Consider the following 18,907-nt stretch of genomic DNA (forward strand, 5'->3'; position numbering starts at 1 on the left):
ACTTATTGAGTTCTCAATTCAAAAACAGGTGATAAAAGTCACCACTCAAATTGTTTTTATCAATAATAGAAATAAGCTTTTCAAACAATTGAAATTAGACTGTTCTAACATTTTCATTTACAGGAACTTTTATTCCTTCTTTAGTCTGAACAATTTCACCCTCGCTTTCAATTTTTTTCAGAACTCTGCTCACAACTTCTCTGGAAGTCCCCAAACTGTTGGCAATTTCACGATGGGTGATCTTAATAGGATTGTTTCCCTTAGACGAAATCTGTTGTTTGATATAATTGAGAACCCTTTTATCCAGTTTATGGAAAACAGCATCATTCACCATATTCATCACTTCTGAAAATCTTCGGTCATATTCATGGTAAAACAGCTTATTGATTTCCGGAAACCTGATAAGCCACTCATGCATGACAGAAACAGGAATAAGAATCGCTTTCGAATCTTCTTCTGCAATGGCATATACCCTGCTGATATAATCTGTCAGAATGGATGAAAAGGTCATGAGACAGCTATCTTTCGGTTTGATATAATAGTAGATCAGTTCTCTTCCGTCATTAAGGGTAAAGACTTTGATAGAGCCTTTTATGAGGAAAGGGACAAATTTATTCTTCTGCCCTTCTCTTATGATTTCTGTTTTTGCTTTTATATCAACAGCAACAGCATGTTTTTCAAGCTCAGATAAAAATTCGGCACCCAAAAAGCCAAATTTACTTACAGCGAACGAGTTATCAATCATATCTTATATTTTCTGCTTTTTCTTAAACAAAGATATAAAATTGATGTATGCTTACTACATATTTCCATCTCATTAAAGAAAATTAACAATTAGATAAATCCAATATGAATTTCATTGATGTATAATTCAATAAAAAACCACAGTCATGAACTGTGGCATTTTTATTTTGTTGTAAAAAAGAGATCTATGAATATAAAAGTATATTTAAAATCTGTATTTCACATTGAATCCGTAAAAGAAATAGGCTTTTCCAGGTCCCGGATTGAGATCAGTAGGAACTGTGTAGTTACTTCCTTTATCTGAATCGTTGATATTATTTCCTAAGAATAAAAATGTATAATTAATCTGACTGGTAAGATTATTACCCATCACATACAGATCGAGATCCAGTTTATTGAATGACTTTTTAAACCCTAATTTTGAATTAAGCAATCCGAAACCTTTTACCAGATTGGAATTGTTAAAGTCAGAATAAACATTTCCGAGATAATTATAGGTATTCACCAGATAAAATCCCGGTTTGGTAAAGATATCCAATCCTACAGCATATTTATTTCTGGGAACTCCTACTACAGTTTTATGGTCATATACCATTAGTTTCCCTACAATCTTCCCTGTAACAGGGTCTTGATATTTGGGATCATAGATTGAAAAATCTTTATATTTTGTATCGTAATAAGAAAGGTTTACAAAGGGAACAATCCTCTCAATAAATGAGTTTTCAGTTCTGTACTGATATCCTATACTAAACTCAAGGCCTGTATTTTTCTGAGTTCCGGTATTGGCCCAGTACGTTTGTCCACTTGTATTACCTGGTAAAAGCAGCTGTGTAAGTTTATCGGAATAGTCGATTCTGAATACTGAAATACGGTAATCCAGTTTTGTATTCAGTAAAAGACCATGAACACTGAAGTCCAGCATTCTTGCACGTTCAGGTTTTAAATCATCATTTACAGTGTTGGTGGCAGTTATAAACGAAGAAGCTGCAGTGGGTGAATTATATCCTTCACTATAGCTTAGATTAAAGATCTGGTGTTTCCATTCTTTTTGCAAGGCAAAGTGAGGAGTATAGGCCATGTCATATTTCTTATTGAAAGACTGGTCCTTACGCCCAACTACCAATCCTGGCAAAGCAAAAAGGTCTTTCCTGTCATAGTTGGTTCTGTTACCGCTTATTCCTGCTAATAATGTAAGTCCCCAGGGCTTATACGTCAGATAATCGATCACAAAATAGGTGGATTGATTATTATTATACTTAAAATAAGATGCTCCGGACATTCCTGTGGTCAGTAATGGTTGTGATGGATTAGTTCCGTCAAAGCGATAGCTGGAAGTTGTAGAAGCAGAATTTTGTATCTCTGCTCCAAAATCCAGCCGGTTTTCAAAGTCTTTACATTCATTTTTCAAAGTAAAAGTAGAACGCAGCCCTACATTCGGGGAACTTGTCACTCCATATGCTCCGGCGGAAACACTTTCCGTGTTTGCGTTATAATAAAACAGAGTGGTATAATTTCTTAAATTTGAAGTGAGGCTTACGGTATTACTTAATCCTACTCTTGTTGATTTTATTTTTGTTCCGGCATTTTTACTTATATAAGCTGCATTTCCATTATCAATCCCCGCATAGTAATCGTCATATGAAATCTGTCCTGAAGTGTGTTCGTATGAATAAGCCTGACTTGCAAGGAAACTTAACTGATCTTTTTTGCTTAATTTCACTGTACCATTGACATTGAAAAAGTTTTTTAATCCACCTCCATTGGGTCTGTAACCATCCGTTTCAAGATGTCCATATGCAGCATTTACAGAGTAGTTTTCATCTGCAGCATTCAGCTGTGTTCTGGATTGAAAGGTTTTAAAAGCACCCAACATTACATCTTCCGAAACTGAAATTCCTTTTGTAAAATCCGGTCTTGTATAAAAACGGACCGCTCCGCCTGTTCCACCTCCATACATGGTGGCTGCCGGACCTTTAATAACTTCTACATTATTGACATAAGCAAAATCCATATCATCCAGAACAGTGATTCCTTCTGCTGTAGTTAACGGTATATTATTCCAGTATGCTTTCACTCCCCAGTTGTTGAATTTCTGGTCATTTCCATATCCCCGGACAACAAGTCTCTGCCCTCCAAAATTGGTTCTTTTATCGACCTGCAGTCCCGCCATGGTGGATAAAGTCTGATCTATTGCTGCCGGATTATTTCTGTTAAGGTCTTCCTCAGAAAGAGTTTCTACTGACTGTCCGTGTCTTTTAAATTCCGCACGTTCCTGTTTTATTTTTTTTCTTCCCAGGATATTAACTTCATCAATTGTCCCCTCCTGATTTTGCTGAGCATGCGCTATAATGCAGCCTAACACCGCTGCCATGCATATATATTTTTTCATTATTCAAATTTGTGTTACCATTAATATACGATTCATATCTGTTTTGATGGGCTACACATTTCAGGAGGAGGAGGAATAATGGATATATAGGATGTATTTGCTGATGGAAAATTATAGTCCGGGAGTATTCTGAAATCTGAATTATCAGAAACATCATCTTCTTTATGAGAAATAACCGCAAAAAAAAGAGAGGTTTTACATCCACTTTTACGATGCAGAGGGAAGTCGATATGCTTGTGTAAATCTATATTTTGTACAGCCAGCTTTTTTGAGAGATCTACCAGGGAATTGATGATCATATCTTTTTTATCCCTATAACAGAAGAATTTTTTTTCACCATTAATAATCCGTATTTGGATAATATCATAAGAATATCCGTTAAGAATAAACTCCTTCTTTTCTTTCCACTCCACATTTGCAATATCTGCTTCTGAAAAGAACACGGTTTCTGAATCCTTGAATTTACTCCTGGTAATATTATATTGTGTCTTCTTATACAACTCTTTTTTCAGAAAAGTAATACCGGAATATATCATATTATTGAAAAATATGATAACAGAAAGGCACAATACAATAGAAAATAGTTTTTTGTACAAAGGAGCAGGTATTAAGGAGCAGGCTCACCGGAAAAATTAACTGCAGTAAATTTTGAAATGTTTATTCTGTGCAGCGTCTGTGAACCTTGTACATTATATTCTATCCAATTGTCTTTTGGATTTATTTTTAGGGAAACAGGATTTTCATCAGGTTTTCCTGCCGGCACCTGATCAGCCATTTTGGTTTCATCTTCATTTTTATACTGAAGATTGCCTCTTACCATAATTGTATTTCCAATATTATCTTGAATAAACGGAATAGTATTTCCTTCTGCCCTCAGTGTTTTTACCGTAACTATACTGTTATTATTTTTCTTTACTTTAACGGTATACATGATTCCCTTTACTCCTGATCTTCCTCCTGCCCATTCTGTTTTCTCAGCAGAGATGACTGATATTACTTCATCCTGATATAAAGAGGATACCGGCATCCCGCAGGAAGCCAGCATCCAAAACACAGTTAAATATAATTGATTATTCATTTTTTAGTCATTATCTCCTCCTTTAGGTCCCAATACCAGGAAGTTGCCACTATATACAACTTCACCTTTATATTCGGCTTTCAGTATATAATTTCCAGATAACATTTTTTGTCCGAACTCTTCATCAGATTTTACATTTTTCTTACTATACACCAGCCTGCCTGATGCATCCACAATACTTATATCCACGCTGTTGCATTTAGCTGTATCAAATCTCAAATGGGAAATCCCTTTTGAAGGATTCGGATATATAATATTCATATTCTTTTTAAATTGGGTCTCTGTGGTTGACAATTGAGTCAGCGTATTCTGCGTTGTCCAGGCTCCTCTTCCGTAAGTAGAAACCAATACTGTTTTAGTAGCAGGTCTGTAATCCAGATTAGTAATTCTCACATTCCCTATATTTCCAGTTACTGAAGACCATTCAGGAGTTAAATCCAGGAAATTAGTAGTTCCCCAAACTCCCATTTCTGTTCCTACTAATACTTCATTGGGATTGTCTGGATTTCTGAGTATAGTTCTTACCGGCATATCAGGAAGGTTTCCTTCTTTGTTCTGCCAGGTTGTCCCTCCATCTGTAGAATAGAAAACGCTGGTGAGGTTATAATTGAAAAGTGTCACCATCATCTCATTTTCATTTGCTCCAAACTCGATATCAGAAATAGTTCCTGCTATTGGTGATGTTAACAGAGTTGCTGTGTATGCTGTGGTATTTGCATTTGCTATTTTAAAGATTCTCCCCAGATTGGTTCCTACAAAAAGTGTGGTGGAAGCAGTTGTATAAGGAGATACTTTCATCCAAGATATCTGCTCCCCGGACTGTGCTGTTCCTACAGTAACCACATTATTAGTGAATGATGTAGCAGTACCGGAAAGTCCGCTTGTTCTGAAAAGCGTAAGCCCGGAACGGTAAGAATAGAAGGTATCATTTTTTCTATCCAAAGCTATTTCATTGGCGAAATGTCCTAAATTTGCATTGGTACCGGCGATAAGACTAGATACATTGTTAGTCAATAAATAATGATTGTTATAAGTATAGCTCGAAATTTCATATGTGTCCAGATCATCGTACTCTGTGTACATACCATCTCCCCCTGTACCAGCAAACTTGGAAAGAAAGTTATTGGATTGTGGCGCACCATAAAGCCACCATGAACCATTATCCTGAGCCCCGGCCAATAATTCTTCATCTACCGGAGTTTTTGTCGGATTAAGCATTGCTGTGTAGAACTGTGTTACATTATACCTGGTATTTCTTGCAACAAAGCCATCTACAGTCCCAATATTGGTTTTATTGGCAGCATAATAGATTCCTCCATCATTTCCAAAAAGCATTTGCCCGGTTGCGTAATTATTATAAGGATTGAATATGATTGCATGCTGGTCCGCATGAACTGTAGAAACCTGCAAAGTGGCCATATTGTTATTATTGGACCATTTTGAAATCTGACTCCATGTACCTCCTCCGTTCGTAGATTTATACAGATCAACACCTCCGATATACACTGTATTGTCATCCTGAGGATCTGCTGCAATCACAAGATCATAAAAAGATTGTCTCCGGGTGAAATCATTAGCAGGAATAGCTGTATCTGTAGGCGCAGGTAATGTCAAAACAGGTGCTGCATCATTGGTAGCCTGCCATGTCACTCCTCCGTCAACAGAACGTGCAATTCTGATTGGTTCTGTAGTAGTAGAGCTTCCCTGCATAAAAGCATACACTTTATTAGCATTTGTTTTGGAAAGGCAAAAATTAACTCTTGCTCCTGCATTTCCGACATTATATACCTGATTAAAAGTATTTCCGTCTGCAGATTTAAAAATTCTTCCTCCTGAGTCTACATTGGAAAGCCTTGAAGTTCTTGTAGAAACCCATACAGCATTATCTGCTCCTATTTCTATCTGTTGTATAGAATATCCGGTTGTACCGGCTGCATTTGTTGTTGTATCTAAGGCCAGTAAATTAGTATTTTTGTTAAATGTAACCCCTCCATCAGTTGATTTATATAACCCAGCCTGATATATTCCATTCCATCCCGCAACAAAAGTAGGGGTCCCTACATAAGTTCCGCTTACCCCTGCATATACCTCCGAAATTCCATTATTATTTCTAACTTTAATATCATTAATATAAAAGTTTCCATTTACTATTCCATTCGAATAGGTTACCGGTATGGTAAATATCTGTGTCCAGGTAGCACCTCCATCCGTCGATTTCCAGATTCCGGATCCTTTAGCATCACCCGTTTCACATTCCCCTGTACCAACATAAAATACCTTCGGATTGTTTGGATCGTAAGTAATGCTTGAAACCGAAGTATTGGCCCAGAATGTACTGAGTGGCTGCCATTCATTTGTACTTACAGAAGGATCCTGATTAACCCAAAGTCCACCGGAAATTCCGCCCGCAAAGACTCTTTTGCCGGTAGTATCATTAGGGTCATACATAATAGCCCTTGTTCGTCCTCCTACATCATAAGGTCCTCTTTCAATCCAGGGTTCATTAATAATTTTTCCGGTGGAAGAATGATGATTACTGGAAATAAATGACATAGGCTTTTCAGAACGATATTTACCTGACAATATATCATGATTTATTTTTACCAGTTTCTCAAAATAGGTCCTTCCGGTAACCGGATCCATTGTTCTTTTGTAATCTTCCTCATAATATTCATTAGGAGGTATTCCAGCAGCCCTGGCAGTTTTATGCAGCTGTTTAAGGTTCTTGCCGTACTGGGCATACAATTTCTGTAAATGTTTTTGATTATTATTAAGCGTATTTTGCTGTGCATTAGTAAAAGTGCAGAATAATACCGCTACGATAGGATAGATTTTCAGTTTCATTTGTTTTTTTTCAAATATATTAAAAATAAATATTAAATATTCAATAAAAACAAAAATACATTATGAATATAAATAAAAAACTACCATAAACATATCAAATACCTATTTGGGCGTTTTTTATTTTTTAATTAAAATGCTTATTTTTTTAATTAAAAAACAAAAAGCCCCGGATAAATCCGGGGCAATTATATGATTACAAAAGAAATCTTACGCTTGAACGTTGTTTCCTCCTAATACGAAAGGCTCAACTTCTTTGATTTCTCCGAACTGCTGCTCGTAGTTAGCGATGTTCTGTTGAAGAGCGTTTAATACTCTTTTAGCGTGAAGTGGAGCAAGAATTACTCTTGATCTTACTTTAGCCTGCTGAACACCTGGCATCAACTGAATAAAGTCTACTACAAATTCAGATGGAGAGTGGTTTACCAATGCAAGGTTAGCATAGATACCAGCCGCTACCATTTCGTTTAATTCGATGTTGATGTTTCCGTCTTGTGGATTTTGATTGTTGTCCATTGTTATAAATTATGTTTTTAAAATTCGAAATTTGAGATTGTGAAAATATAAAAATAATTTCAAATCCCAAATTTCAAATCATTAATTTTAGTTAAGGTCTTCGAATTCTTTCTTAGAACCAACAATAACGTTCTGATATTCTTTGAGACCTGTACCTGCAGGGATTCTGTGACCTACAATTACATTTTCTTTAAGACCGTTAAGATCGTCTATCTTACCAGCAACCGCTGCTTCGTTAAGAACTTTAGTTGTTTCCTGGAATGATGCTGCAGACATGAATGATTTAGTCTGAAGGGCAGCTCTTGTAATACCTTGCAGTACCGGAGTTGCCGTAGCAGGAAGAGCTTCTCTTACTTCTACCAATGCTAAATCTTCACGCTTCAACTTAGAGTTCTCGTCTCTTAATTCTCTTGCAGTAATCATCTGACCTGGCTTGAATTCTTTAGAATCACCAGCATCTACTACTACTTTAAGACCGAATACTCTGTTGTTTTCTTCAAGGAAGTCATACTTATGTTCAAGAGCTCCTTCAAGGAATTGAGTATCACCTCCATCTACGATAGATACTTTCGTCATCATCTGTCTTACGATAATTTCGAAGTGCTTGTCGTCGATTTTTACCCCCTGTAGACGGTAAACTTCCTGAATTTCGTTTACTAAGTATTCCTGAACGGCAGTTGGACCTTTAATTCTTAAGATATCTTCCGGTGTGATAGAACCGTCAGAAAGTGGAGAACCTGCTCTTACGAAGTCATTCTCCTGAACAAGAATCTGGTTGGAAAGTTTTACCAAGTAAATTTTTCTTTCTCCAGTTTTAGCCTCAACAATAAGTTCACGGTTACCTCTCTTGATTTTTCCGTAAGAAACTACCCCGTCGATTTCAGTAACAACCGCTGGGTTTGATGGGTTTCTTGCTTCGAATAATTCGGTAACTCTCGGAAGACCTCCGGTGATATCCCCTGCTTTTGCAGATTTTCTTGGGATCTTGATTAAGACTTTACCAGCCTTAATTTTTTCACCATCGTTAACCATTAAGTGGGCTCCTACCGGTAAGTTGTAAGCTTTTTGCTCAACTCCTTTAGAGTCTACCACCTTAAGGGTAGGTACGGCTTTCTTATTTCTGGATTCAGAGATTACTTTCTCTTCAAATCCTGTTTGTTCGTCAATTTCAAGCTGGAATGAAATACCCTGGATGATATCCTCGTATTCTACCTTACCTGAAGTTTCAGCAATGATAACCGCGTTATATGGATCCCAACGACAGATTGTATCTCCTTTCTTCACTTTATCACCTGGTTTTACAGATAATATAGATCCGTAAGGTACATTAGCTACCATTAATGGAGTTCTGGACTCATTATCAGCAACTAATCTGAATTCTGTTGAACGGGAAACCACAACCTCAGCTGTATTACCGTTTTCATCTTCTGAAGTAATAGTTCTTACTTCATCCATTTCTACGATACCATCTCTTCTTGCAACGATAGATGGGTTTTCTGATACGTTACCTGCAGTACCCCCCTGGTGGAAGGTTCTCAACGTAAGCTGAGTACCTGGTTCCCCAATGGATTGTGCTGCAATTACACCTACCGCTTCACCCATGTGAATCACTTTACCTGTTGCCAGGTTTCTACCGTAACATTTCGCACAGATACCTTTCTTAGCTTCACAAGTTAATGGTGAACGAACCTCCACTGCTTCTAATCCAGCTTCTTCGATTCTCTTTGCCAAAGATTCAATGATCACCTGATCTGCACTTGCGATAAGCTCGTCAGTTTCAGGATCGTAAATATTATGAAGAGATACTCTACCTAAGATTCTTTCAGAGATTCTTTCAACGATCTCGTCATTTTTCTTAAGTGCAGTAACTTCTGTACCTCTTAGAGTTCCACAGTCGTCTTCTGTAACGATAACGTCCTGTGCAACGTCTACCAATCTTCTCGTTAAGTAACCGGCATCAGCTGTCTTAAGAGCGGTATCCGCAAGACCCTTACGAGCACCGTGGGTAGAGATAAAGTACTCTAGAATCGAAAGACCTTCCTTAAAGTTGGCAAGGATCGGGTTTTCGATGATCTCCGCTCCGGTAGAACCGGCTTTCTGCGGTTTTGCCATCAAACCTCTCATCCCTGATAACTGACGGATCTGTTCTTTAGAACCCCTCGCTCCAGAGTCAAGCATCATGTATACAGAGTTGAAACCACCTTGGTCAGTTTTCATTCTGCTCATGATCATTTCAGTTAATCCTGCGTTGGTATTTGTCCAAACGTCGATTACCTGGTTATAACGTTCTGTATCGGTAATTAGACCCATGTTATAGTTAGCTCTAATTTCGTCTACAGTTTCAATTGATTGTGCAATCATCTGCTTTTTCTCAACAGGAACTACAATATCCCCTAGTGAGAAAGAAAGACCTCCTTTGAATGCGTTTGAATACCCTAGGTCTTTCATTGCATCAAGGAACTTAACAGTTGTAGGGAAATCCGTATCAGCAAGGATCTTACCGATAACGTTTCTCAATGATTTCTTAGTCAGAAGTTCATTGATATATCCTACCTGCTTAGGTACAATCTGGTTGAACAGGATTCTACCTACAGAAGTTTCGATCAATCTTGTAACGATTTCTCCATCTTCTTTGATAGGTAGTCTACATCTTACTTTAGCATTTAAAGATACTCTTCCTTCAGCATAAGCAATTTCTGCTTCTTCAGGAGAATAGAATGCAAGACCTTCTCCTTTTACTTTCATCGTCTCTGTAGAGCTTAATTCTTTAGTCATGAAATAAAGACCAAGAACCATGTCCTGAGATGGTACTGTAATTGGAGAACCGTTTGCAGGGTTCAGGATGTTCTGAGAACCTAACATCAATAACTGAGCTTCAAGGATCGCTTCTGGTCCTAGTGGCAAGTGTACCGCCATCTGGTCACCATCGAAATCGGCGTTGAAGGCCGTAGTTACTAACGGGTGTAGCTGGATTGCCTTACCTTCGATCATCTTAGGTTGGAAAGCCTGAATACCCAGTCTGTGAAGCGTAGGTGCTCTGTTCAATAGAACAGGGTGACCTTTCATCACGTTTTCAAGGATATCATAAACTACCGGTTCTTTTCTGTCGATAATTCTCTTTGCAGATTTTACTGTTTTTACAATTCCTCTTTCAATCAGTTTTCTGATGATGAACGGTTTGTAAAGTTCAGCTGCCATATCTTTAGGAATACCACATTCGTGAAGCTGTAAGTTTGGACCTACAACAATTACCGAACGCGCAGAGTAGTCAACCCTTTTCCCCAGTAAGTTCTGACGGAAACGACCTTGCTTACCTTTCAATGAATCAGAAAGTGATTTCAACGGTCTGTTTGATTCCGATTTTACTGCAGAAGATTTTCTTGTGTTATCGAATAATGAATCTACAGATTCCTGAAGCATACGCTTCTCGTTTCTCAAGATTACTTCAGGAGCTTTGATCTCCAATAATCTCTTCAAACGGTTATTTCTGATGATAACTCTTCTGTAAAGGTCATTCAGGTCAGAAGTTGCGAAACGTCCTCCATCCAATGGAACCAATGGTCTTAGTTCTGGTGGGATAACAGGAAGTACACGCATGATCATCCACTCTGGTCTGTTGATCATTCTTGTATTAGCACCTCTTAATGCTTCTACAACGTTCAATCTCTTAAGAGCTTCTGTTCTTCTTTGTTTTGAACCTTCGTTGTGAGCTTTGTGTCTCAAGTCGAAAGACAATGCATCAAGATCAATTCTTTTTAAAAGATCTTCCACAGCTTCAGCCCCCATTCTGGCGATGAATTTGTTTGGATCAGAATCATCAAGATACTGGTTTTCTACAGGAAGAGTTTCCATGATATCAAGGTACTCTTCTTCTGTAAGGAATTCCATATTTTCAAAATCAGAACCGTCTAATTTTTTAGCAATACCCTGCTGGATCACCACATATCTTTCGTAGTAGATGATCATATCTAATTTCTTAGAAGGAATTCCTAAAAGGTATCCGATTTTGTTTGGTAATGAACGGAAATACCAGATGTGTGCAATTGGAACTACAAGGTTGATGTGCCCGATTCTCTCTCTTCTTACTTTTTTCTCAGTAACTTCTACTCCACAACGGTCACAAACGATCCCTTTATAACGAATTCTCTTGTATTTACCACAAGCACATTCGTAATCCTTTACAGGACCAAAGATTTTCTCACAAAATAGCCCGTCTCTTTCAGGCTTGTGAGTTCTGTAGTTAATAGTTTCCGGTTTTAAAACCTCCCCTCTTGAGTCTTGTAAAATAGACTCCGGTGAAGCTAAACCGATGGTTATTTTATTAAATCTACTTGATTTATTTTTATTTGACATAATTTTTTTTAGATTTTAGATTTCAGATTTCAGATTTCAGACGAAATCATCATTCCAAATTCAAGGATTATAAAATTCTTAGAGTGTCGTAGTCTGACATCCTGTGTCTGACATCTGATATCTTACTCCTCCAATCTTACGTCTAATCCAAGACCTTGTAACTCGTGAAGTAATACGTTGAATGATTCCGGAATACCTGGTTCAGGCATAGATTCACCTTTTGCAATTGCTTCATAAGTTTTTGCTCTACCAATCACGTCATCCGACTTCACAGTAAGGATCTCTCTCAGGATGTTAGATGCACCGAATGCTTCAAGTGCCCAAACCTCCATCTCTCCGAATCTCTGACCTCCGAACTGAGCTTTACCTCCTAATGGCTGCTGAGTAATCAATGAGTAAGGACCGATAGAACGTGCGTGCATTTTGTCATCAACCATGTGTCCTAATTTCAGCATGTAAATAACCCCTACAGTCGCAGCCTGAGTAAATCTTTCTCCGGTACCACCATCATAAAGGTAAGTGTGACCGAATTTAGGAAGACCTGCTTTGTCTGTATATTCAGTAATCTGATCAAGAGTTGCTCCATCGAAGATTGGTGTAGCGAACTTCATACCCAACTTCTGACCAGCCCATCCAAGAACTGTTTCATAAATCTGACCGATGTTCATACGGGAAGGTACCCCAAGTGGATTCAATACGATATCTACCGGTGTTCCGTCTTCCAGGAATGGCATATCTTCTTCACGAACGATTCTTGAAACGATACCTTTGTTACCGTGACGTCCTGCCATTTTATCTCCTACATTCAGTTTACGTTTCTTAGCGATGTAAACTTTAGCCAGCTTCATGATACCTGCAGGAAGTTCATCTCCGATTGAAATAGCAAATTTCTCACGGTTTTTAACTCCTTGAATGTCGTTATATTTGATTTTGTAATTGTGAATCAATTGTTTGATCAATTCATTCTTGTCAGCGTCTACTGTCCAGTCTGAACCGCTAACGTTTACATAATCTTCAACTGAAGTTAATAACTTGTGAGTGAATTTCACACCTTTACCGATGATTTCTTCGTCAAGGTCGTTTTGTACCCCCTGAGAAGTTTTACCGCTTACCAGTGTATTTAATTTTTCAATTAACGTATTTCTCAACTCGTCAAACTTAGCCTTGTAAGTGTTTTCAATTTCTTCAAGTTTAAGTTTTTCTTCAGTTCTTTTCTTTTTGTCTTTGATGTTTCTTGAGAACAATTTCTTGTTGATAACAACACCTCTTAATGATGAGTCAGCTTTCAATGAAGCATCCTTCACATCACCAGCTTTATCACCGAAGATTGCTCTAAGAAGTTTTTCTTCAGGAGTAGGGTCAGATTCACCTTTTGGAGTAATTTTACCAATCATGATATCTCCAGGCTTCACTTCAGCACCGATTCTGATCATACCGTTCTCGTCAAGATCTTTCGTAGCTTCTTCAGATACGTTTGGAATATCTGCTGTAAGCTCTTCCATACCTAATTTAGTATCACGAACTTCAAGAGAATATTCATCTACGTGGATTGAAGTAAACCAGTCTTCACGTACAACTTTTTCGTTGATTACGATTGCATCCTCGAAGTTGTACCCTTTCCAAGGCATGAACGCTACTACTAAGTTTCTACCAAGAGCCAATTCTCCTTTTTCAGTAGCATACCCGTCGCAAAGTACCTGTCCTTTTTCCACTACATCACCTACTCTTACGTTTGGTCTTAGGGTAATGGTTGTACTCTGGTTCGTTTTTCTGAACTTAGTAAGGTTATATGTTTTAGTAGCAGACTCGAATTGTACTAAATCTTCGTCTTCGCTTCTTTCATATTTAATAACGATTCTGTCAGCATCTACGTACTGTACTGTACCTGTACCTTCAGCGTTAATTAAGATTCTTGAATCTCTTGCAACTTGCTGCTCAAGCCCTGTACCAACGATTGGAGCCTGTGGCTTCAATAGAGGAACGGCCTGACGCATCATGTTGGATCCCATCAATGCACGGTTCGCATCATCATGCTCCAGGAATGGAATTAATGAAGCGGAAATACCGGAAATCTGGTTTGGTGCTACGTCGATAAGGTCTACCTGGCTAGGTTCTACTACCGGATAGTCACCATCCAATCTTGCAATGATTCTGTCTGTTTCAAATTCACCGTTGTCGCTCAATTCAACGTTTGCCTGAGCAATTACTTTAGATTCTTCATCTTCCGCATTTAAGTAGATAGGATCTGCGTTAAGCTCAATCTTACCGCCTTCTACTTTTCTATATGGAGTTTCGATGAAACCTAGTCTGTTGATTTTAGCATAAATACCTAAAGACGAAATCAAACCGATGTTTGGTCCTTCCGGAGTTTCAATCGGACAAATTCTTCCGTAGTGAGTATGGTGAACGTCTCGAACCTCGAAACCTGCTCTTTCTCTTGATAAACCACCAGGCCCTAGTGCAGATAATCTTCTCTTGTGAGTGATCTCTGATAGAGGGTTGGTTTGGTCCATAAACTGAGAAAGCTGGTTGGTACCAAAGAACGAGTTGATTACTGATGTCAATGTCTTCGCATTTACAAGGTCAAGCGGAGTAAAGATTTCGTTATCTCTAACGTTCATTCTTTCCTTGATTGTTCTTGCAATTCTTGAAAGACCTACCCCGAACTGTCCAGCCAACTGCTCACCAACAGTTTTAATTCTTCTGTTTGATAAGTGGTCAATATCATCAACCTCTGCTTTAGAGTTGACAAGCTCGATTAAGTGTCTTACAATAGCAATGATATCTTCTTTTGTAAGAACCTCAGTTGTAGTTGGAATGTTAAGACCTAGCTTTTTGTTCAATCTGTAACGTCCAACTTCACCTAATGAATATCTCTGCTCAGAGAAGAATAATTTTTCAATGATTCCTCTTGCCGTTTCCTCATCTGGCGGATCTGCGTTTCTTAACTGACGATAAATATACTCTACCGCTTCTTTTTCAGAGTTAGTAGGGTCTTTTTGTAATGTATTCTGGATGATAGAGAATTCGTTGCTGTTTTCTTTGTGAATAAGAATTGATTTCACACCCGCATCAAGAATAAGATCTAAGTGTTCTTTTTCAAGAATAGTTTCTCTATCCAGGATGATTTCGTTTCTTTCAATAGAAACTACCTCACCTGTATCTTCGTCTACGAAATCTTCGAACCAGGTGTTCAATACTCTCGCAGCCAATGTTCTCCCTTCTACTTTTTTAAGGGCAGCTTTAGAAACTTTCACTTCTTCAGCAAGGTCGAAGATCTGAAGGATATCCTTATCAGATTCATAACCGATCGCTCTTAATAAAGTTGTTAATGGTAATTTTTTCTTACGGTCGATATACGCGTACATTACGCTGTTGATATCAGTTGTAAATTCCATCCAAGATCCTTTGAAAGGGATAATTCTTGAATAGTAAAGTTTGGTTCCGTTTGCGTGGTAAGTTTGTCCGAAGAATACACCAGGTGAACGGTGAAGCTGCGTAACGATAACTCTTTCAGCACCATTGATGATAAAAGAACCACTTGGCGTCATATAAGGAACCGGACCTAAGTATACGTCCTGAACCACAGTCTGGAAATCTTCATGTTCCGGGTCAGTACAATACAGTTTAAGTCTAGCTTTTAGAGGAACTGAATAAGTAAGTCCTCTTTCCACACACTCATCGATTGAATAACGTGGAGAATCTACCAGATAGTCTAAGAATTCTAATACGAATTGGTTTCTTGAATCCGTAATTGGGAAATTCTCTTGGAAAGTCTTGTAAAGAGCTTCTGTCTTTCTGGCTTCAGGAAGTGTATCAAGCTGGAAAAATTCTCTGAAAGATTCAATTTGGATATCCAAAAAGTCCGGAGTGATGATTTTTCCTTTCGCTGATGAGAAATTAATTCTCGGATTTCCTTGAGTTGTTGATTTTGTTTTACTCATAAAACTTTTAAGAAAGGGTTAAAAAATATTTTGATTCATTAAAAAATATCAGAAAAGAACAAAGAAACAAGATAAAAGTAAAAGGTAAAAGTGTTTTTGGCGCTCACAAAGGACCTTAGATTCTTTTAAACTTCCTACCTGGTTCTTTCTAACTGCAACACTGGTATATCTTTTCACAGCGTAATGCAAAATATTTTTATTACTTTTGAGGCTGTATTACCGCAGTATTTATATACACGAAATCCCTTCCACGTTTACACAGTGAAAGAGTTGATTTTCAGTATTTTATAAATTTACATACAATTTTTCGCGCCAAAAGAAGGGCAAAGATACAAAAAGTTATCCACAAAAACAAATAAATCATCTCATTTTGAGACTCTTAAAAACGAGAGAGGCTGCCCAAATATGAGCACCCCCTCCACAACACAAGCTAATCCTATGATTATTTCACAATAACCTTATAAGATTTTATTTTTGAGGTTTCCGTGACTGAACAAATACAAATACCTACCTGAGCGATTTCCCGGAAACTTACAGGTTATTAGTAGAACGATGGTTAATATTTTATTTTTCATTTCTAATGCTATTTGATGTTTTCATATAAATGCTTTTTGAAAGGACAATTCCAATACATTTTCATCTCATTCATAAACGACACCGTAAGGACACTTACGCTTGTAAGATGTTACAGGATTACGAATAATGCCATCCATTCTATTGGGCAGTCGATTTACTACTTCTGAGGAAGTATATTTCAGAATTGTTGTTTTAAAAAAAGGAAAATTATCCCGGAAACTTTTATTACATAACAAATAGCTTTCTTTTTGACCGGCAGAACCGTTATACAAACCTGTCCAATGATGACCTTTAGTATACAGATCAACGGAAACATCAGTAAAGCAAAACCACAAATGATTGGTAATAACTGTACCATATGACAACTCAAGCTTTGCCATTATTACAGATATTATCTTCGTGTTTAGTTTTCCTATAGCCGTCAAAATCTTCAGAAGCGTAATCTTATGACCAAAGAAAAGAAAGTTATTTCTATCCAATTATTGTGTTTTTTCAATACAAATATAATATTTTTTCAATTAAAACAACAATTAACTGATAAAAATTCACATAAAATAATTAAACACAATAATGAACGTAAAAAAAATCACACATCACCACAAAATATGTAATCATAAAAAACTATATCAGTATTAGTAATAACAATATTATATTACTATTAAAAATTAAAAGACACATTTACAAAAGCTTACATACAAAAAAGCCCGGGCATTTGCCCGGGCTTCTTTATTTATATACAATTGAAATTATTTCAATTCTACTTCAGCACCAGCTTCTTCTAATTGCTTCTTAAGAGCTTCAGCTTCGTCTTTAGAAACACCTTGCTTAATTGCAGCAGGAGCTCCGTCTACGATATCTTTAGCTTCTTTAAGACCAGCACCAGTTAAATCTTTTACTAATTTAACGATAGCTAATTTAGAAGCACCTGCAGACTTAAGAATTACATCGAATTCAGTCTTTTCTTCAGCAGCATCACCTGCACCACCTGCAGCAACAACTACAGCAGCAGCAGCTGGCTCAATTCCGTACTCATCCTTAAGGATAGCAGCTAATTCGTTTACGTCTTTTACAGTTAGGTTTACTAGCGTTTCAGCTAAATTTTTTAAATCTGACATTGTTGTAATGTTTTTGTTGATTATTTATTTAATTTTTTGAGTGTAATTATTCAGCAGCTGGCGTTTCGTCAGTGCTTTCTGCAGCAGCTTCAGGAGCTTCAGCAGGAGTTTCTTCTACCGCAGGAGCAGCTTCTTCAGCTTTAGCTTCTACAGTTTCAGGTTTGTTTTGAAGAGCAGAAACAACTCTCTGGATTGGAGACTGAAGTAATCCAATGATTTCACCGATCATTTCTTCTCTAGACTTGATGTTAGCCAACATGTCCAGGTTGTTGTCACCAACGTAGAAAGTTTCTTGAACAAAAGCAGACTTTAAAGCTGGCTTTTCTTCTTTCTTTCTGAATCCTTGGATCAATTTCGCAGGAGCGTTTGCTGTTTCAGCAATCATTAACGCTGAGTTTCCTTTGAAAGATGGGAACATTTCAGAGTAATCAACTCCTTCAATCTGCTCCATTGCTTTTTGTAAAAGTGTATTTTTTACTACTTTCACTTTGATATTTTGTTTGAAAGCCTGTCTTCTGAAATCTGAAGATTTACCAGCGTTCAAACCTTCTAAATCTGCTACGTATACTACTTTTGCATCCTGAAGCAAATCTTTGATCTCTTGTATTGCTACAACTTTTTGGTCTTTTGTCATTGTCTTAAGGATTATTATTAGTTAACAGATTTAGTATCAATTGCAATACCTGGGCTCATTGTAGAAGATAAATAGATACTCTTCACATAAGTTCCTTTAGCAGCAGTTGGTTTCATTTTGATCAATGTCTGGATTAATTCCTGAGCATTTTCTTTGATCTTGGCAGCATCGAAAGATACTTTACCAATACCAGCATGGATAATACCATACTTGTCTACTTTGAAATCAATTTTACCTGCTTTTACTTCAGTTACTGCTTTACCAATTTCCATTGTTACAGTTCCTGATTTAGGGTTTGGCATTAAACCTCTTGGACCTAATACTCTACCTAATGGACCTAATTTACCCATTACAGCTGGCATTGTAACGATAACGTCAACATCTGTCCAACCTTCTTTGATTTTTTGTAAATATTCGTCAAGACCTACATAGTCAGCACCAGCAGCTTTAGCTTCTGCTTCTTTATCTGGAGTTACAAGAGCTAATACTTTAACATCTTTACCAGTACCGTGAGGAAGAGATACAACACCTCTTACCATTTGGTTTGCTTTTCTAGGGTCTACTCCTAATCTTACAGCGATATCTACAGAAGCATCAAACTTTGTAGTGTTCACTTCTTTTACAAGAGCTGAACCTTCTTCAAGGTTATAGATTCTTCCTTTTTCTACTTTGCTTAAAGCTTCCTTTTGCTTTTTAGTTAATTTTGCCATTTCTTTA

At 37.4% G+C, this 18,907-nt stretch carries 12 protein-coding genes; all 12 read right to left on the reverse strand.

What is annotated here, in order from left to right; all coding sequences use genetic code 11:
• Positions 1–94 precede the first annotated feature (94 nt).
• The gene (locus V0410_RS12465) at positions 95–745 is read right to left on the reverse strand and encodes a Crp/Fnr family transcriptional regulator (protein WP_330743457.1); all 651 of its coding nucleotides are present in this window, start codon (positions 743–745) and stop codon (positions 95–97) included.
• A gap of 204 nt (positions 746–949) precedes the next feature.
• Positions 950–3,133, reverse strand: coding sequence for a TonB-dependent receptor (locus tag V0410_RS12470; RefSeq protein ID WP_330743459.1), 2,184 nt, complete (start codon positions 3,131–3,133; stop codon positions 950–952).
• A gap of 32 nt (positions 3,134–3,165) precedes the next feature.
• Positions 3,166–3,669 carry a hypothetical protein gene (locus tag V0410_RS12475; RefSeq protein WP_330743461.1) on the reverse strand — a complete coding sequence of 168 codons (504 nt, stop codon included), beginning with the start codon at positions 3,667–3,669 and terminating at the stop codon, positions 3,166–3,168.
• A gap of 71 nt (positions 3,670–3,740) precedes the next feature.
• Positions 3,741–4,211, reverse strand: coding sequence for a hypothetical protein (locus tag V0410_RS12480; protein ID WP_330743463.1), 471 nt, complete (start codon positions 4,209–4,211; stop codon positions 3,741–3,743).
• 3 nt (positions 4,212–4,214) lie between these two features.
• The gene (locus V0410_RS12485; protein ID WP_330743464.1) at positions 4,215–7,055 is read right to left on the reverse strand and encodes a T9SS type A sorting domain-containing protein; all 2,841 of its coding nucleotides are present in this window, start codon (positions 7,053–7,055) and stop codon (positions 4,215–4,217) included.
• A gap of 207 nt (positions 7,056–7,262) precedes the next feature.
• Entirely contained in the window at positions 7,263–7,568 is a 306-nt protein-coding gene (locus V0410_RS12490) for a DUF3467 domain-containing protein (RefSeq protein ID WP_002976436.1), read from the reverse strand.
• 87 nt (positions 7,569–7,655) lie between these two features.
• The gene (rpoC, locus tag V0410_RS12495) at positions 7,656–11,921 is read right to left on the reverse strand and encodes a DNA-directed RNA polymerase subunit beta' (RefSeq protein ID WP_110008212.1); all 4,266 of its coding nucleotides are present in this window, start codon (positions 11,919–11,921) and stop codon (positions 7,656–7,658) included.
• Positions 11,922–12,043: 122 nt separating this feature from the next.
• Positions 12,044–15,865, reverse strand: a complete 3,822-nt coding sequence (gene rpoB, locus V0410_RS12500) for a DNA-directed RNA polymerase subunit beta (protein ID WP_137905183.1) — start codon at positions 15,863–15,865, stop codon at positions 12,044–12,046.
• Between the two features lie 641 nt (positions 15,866–16,506).
• A complete protein-coding gene (locus tag V0410_RS12505) occupies positions 16,507–16,920 on the reverse strand; it encodes a hypothetical protein (RefSeq protein ID WP_330743498.1) in 414 nt (137 codons plus the stop codon).
• A gap of 267 nt (positions 16,921–17,187) precedes the next feature.
• A complete protein-coding gene (rplL, locus tag V0410_RS12510) occupies positions 17,188–17,556 on the reverse strand; it encodes a 50S ribosomal protein L7/L12 (protein WP_062675820.1) in 369 nt (122 codons plus the stop codon).
• Positions 17,557–17,602: 46 nt separating this feature from the next.
• A complete protein-coding gene (gene rplJ, locus V0410_RS12515; protein ID WP_110008215.1) occupies positions 17,603–18,190 on the reverse strand; it encodes a 50S ribosomal protein L10 in 588 nt (195 codons plus the stop codon).
• Positions 18,191–18,207: 17 nt separating this feature from the next.
• Positions 18,208–18,900 (reverse strand): 50S ribosomal protein L1, encoded by a 693-nt coding sequence (rplA, locus tag V0410_RS12520; protein WP_002976422.1) that lies wholly within the window; start codon positions 18,898–18,900, stop codon positions 18,208–18,210.
• Positions 18,901–18,907 lie beyond the last annotated feature (7 nt).

Origin of the sequence: Chryseobacterium sp. CP-77 (assembly GCF_036362765.1) — a bacterium.
GTDB lineage: Bacteria > Bacteroidota > Bacteroidia > Flavobacteriales > Weeksellaceae > Chryseobacterium > Chryseobacterium cupriresistens.

Bases quoted from the DNA above. Each gene is read 5' to 3' on its own strand.
- V0410_RS12470 (WP_330743459.1), bottom strand. From the start codon at position 3,133: ATGAAAAAATATATATGCATGGCAGCGGTGTTAGGCTGCATTATAGCG.
- V0410_RS12480 (WP_330743463.1), bottom strand. From the start codon at position 4,211: ATGAATAATCAATTATATTTAACTGTGTTTTGGATGCTGGCTTCCTGC.
- rplJ (WP_110008215.1), bottom strand. From the start codon at position 18,190: ATGACAAAAGACCAAAAAGTTGTAGCAATACAAGAGATCAAAGATTTG.
- V0410_RS12485 (WP_330743464.1), bottom strand. From the start codon at position 7,055: ATGAAACTGAAAATCTATCCTATCGTAGCGGTATTATTCTGCACTTTT.
- V0410_RS12475 (WP_330743461.1), bottom strand. From the start codon at position 3,669: ATGATATATTCCGGTATTACTTTTCTGAAAAAAGAGTTGTATAAGAAG.
- rplA (WP_002976422.1), bottom strand. From the start codon at position 18,900: ATGGCAAAATTAACTAAAAAGCAAAAGGAAGCTTTAAGCAAAGTAGAA.
- V0410_RS12465 (WP_330743457.1), bottom strand. From the start codon at position 745: ATGATTGATAACTCGTTCGCTGTAAGTAAATTTGGCTTTTTGGGTGCC.
- rpoB (WP_137905183.1), bottom strand. From the start codon at position 15,865: ATGAGTAAAACAAAATCAACAACTCAAGGAAATCCGAGAATTAATTTC.
- rplL (WP_062675820.1), bottom strand. From the start codon at position 17,556: ATGTCAGATTTAAAAAATTTAGCTGAAACGCTAGTAAACCTAACTGTA.
- V0410_RS12490 (WP_002976436.1), bottom strand. From the start codon at position 7,568: ATGGACAACAATCAAAATCCACAAGACGGAAACATCAACATCGAATTA.
- rpoC (WP_110008212.1), bottom strand. From the start codon at position 11,921: ATGTCAAATAAAAATAAATCAAGTAGATTTAATAAAATAACCATCGGT.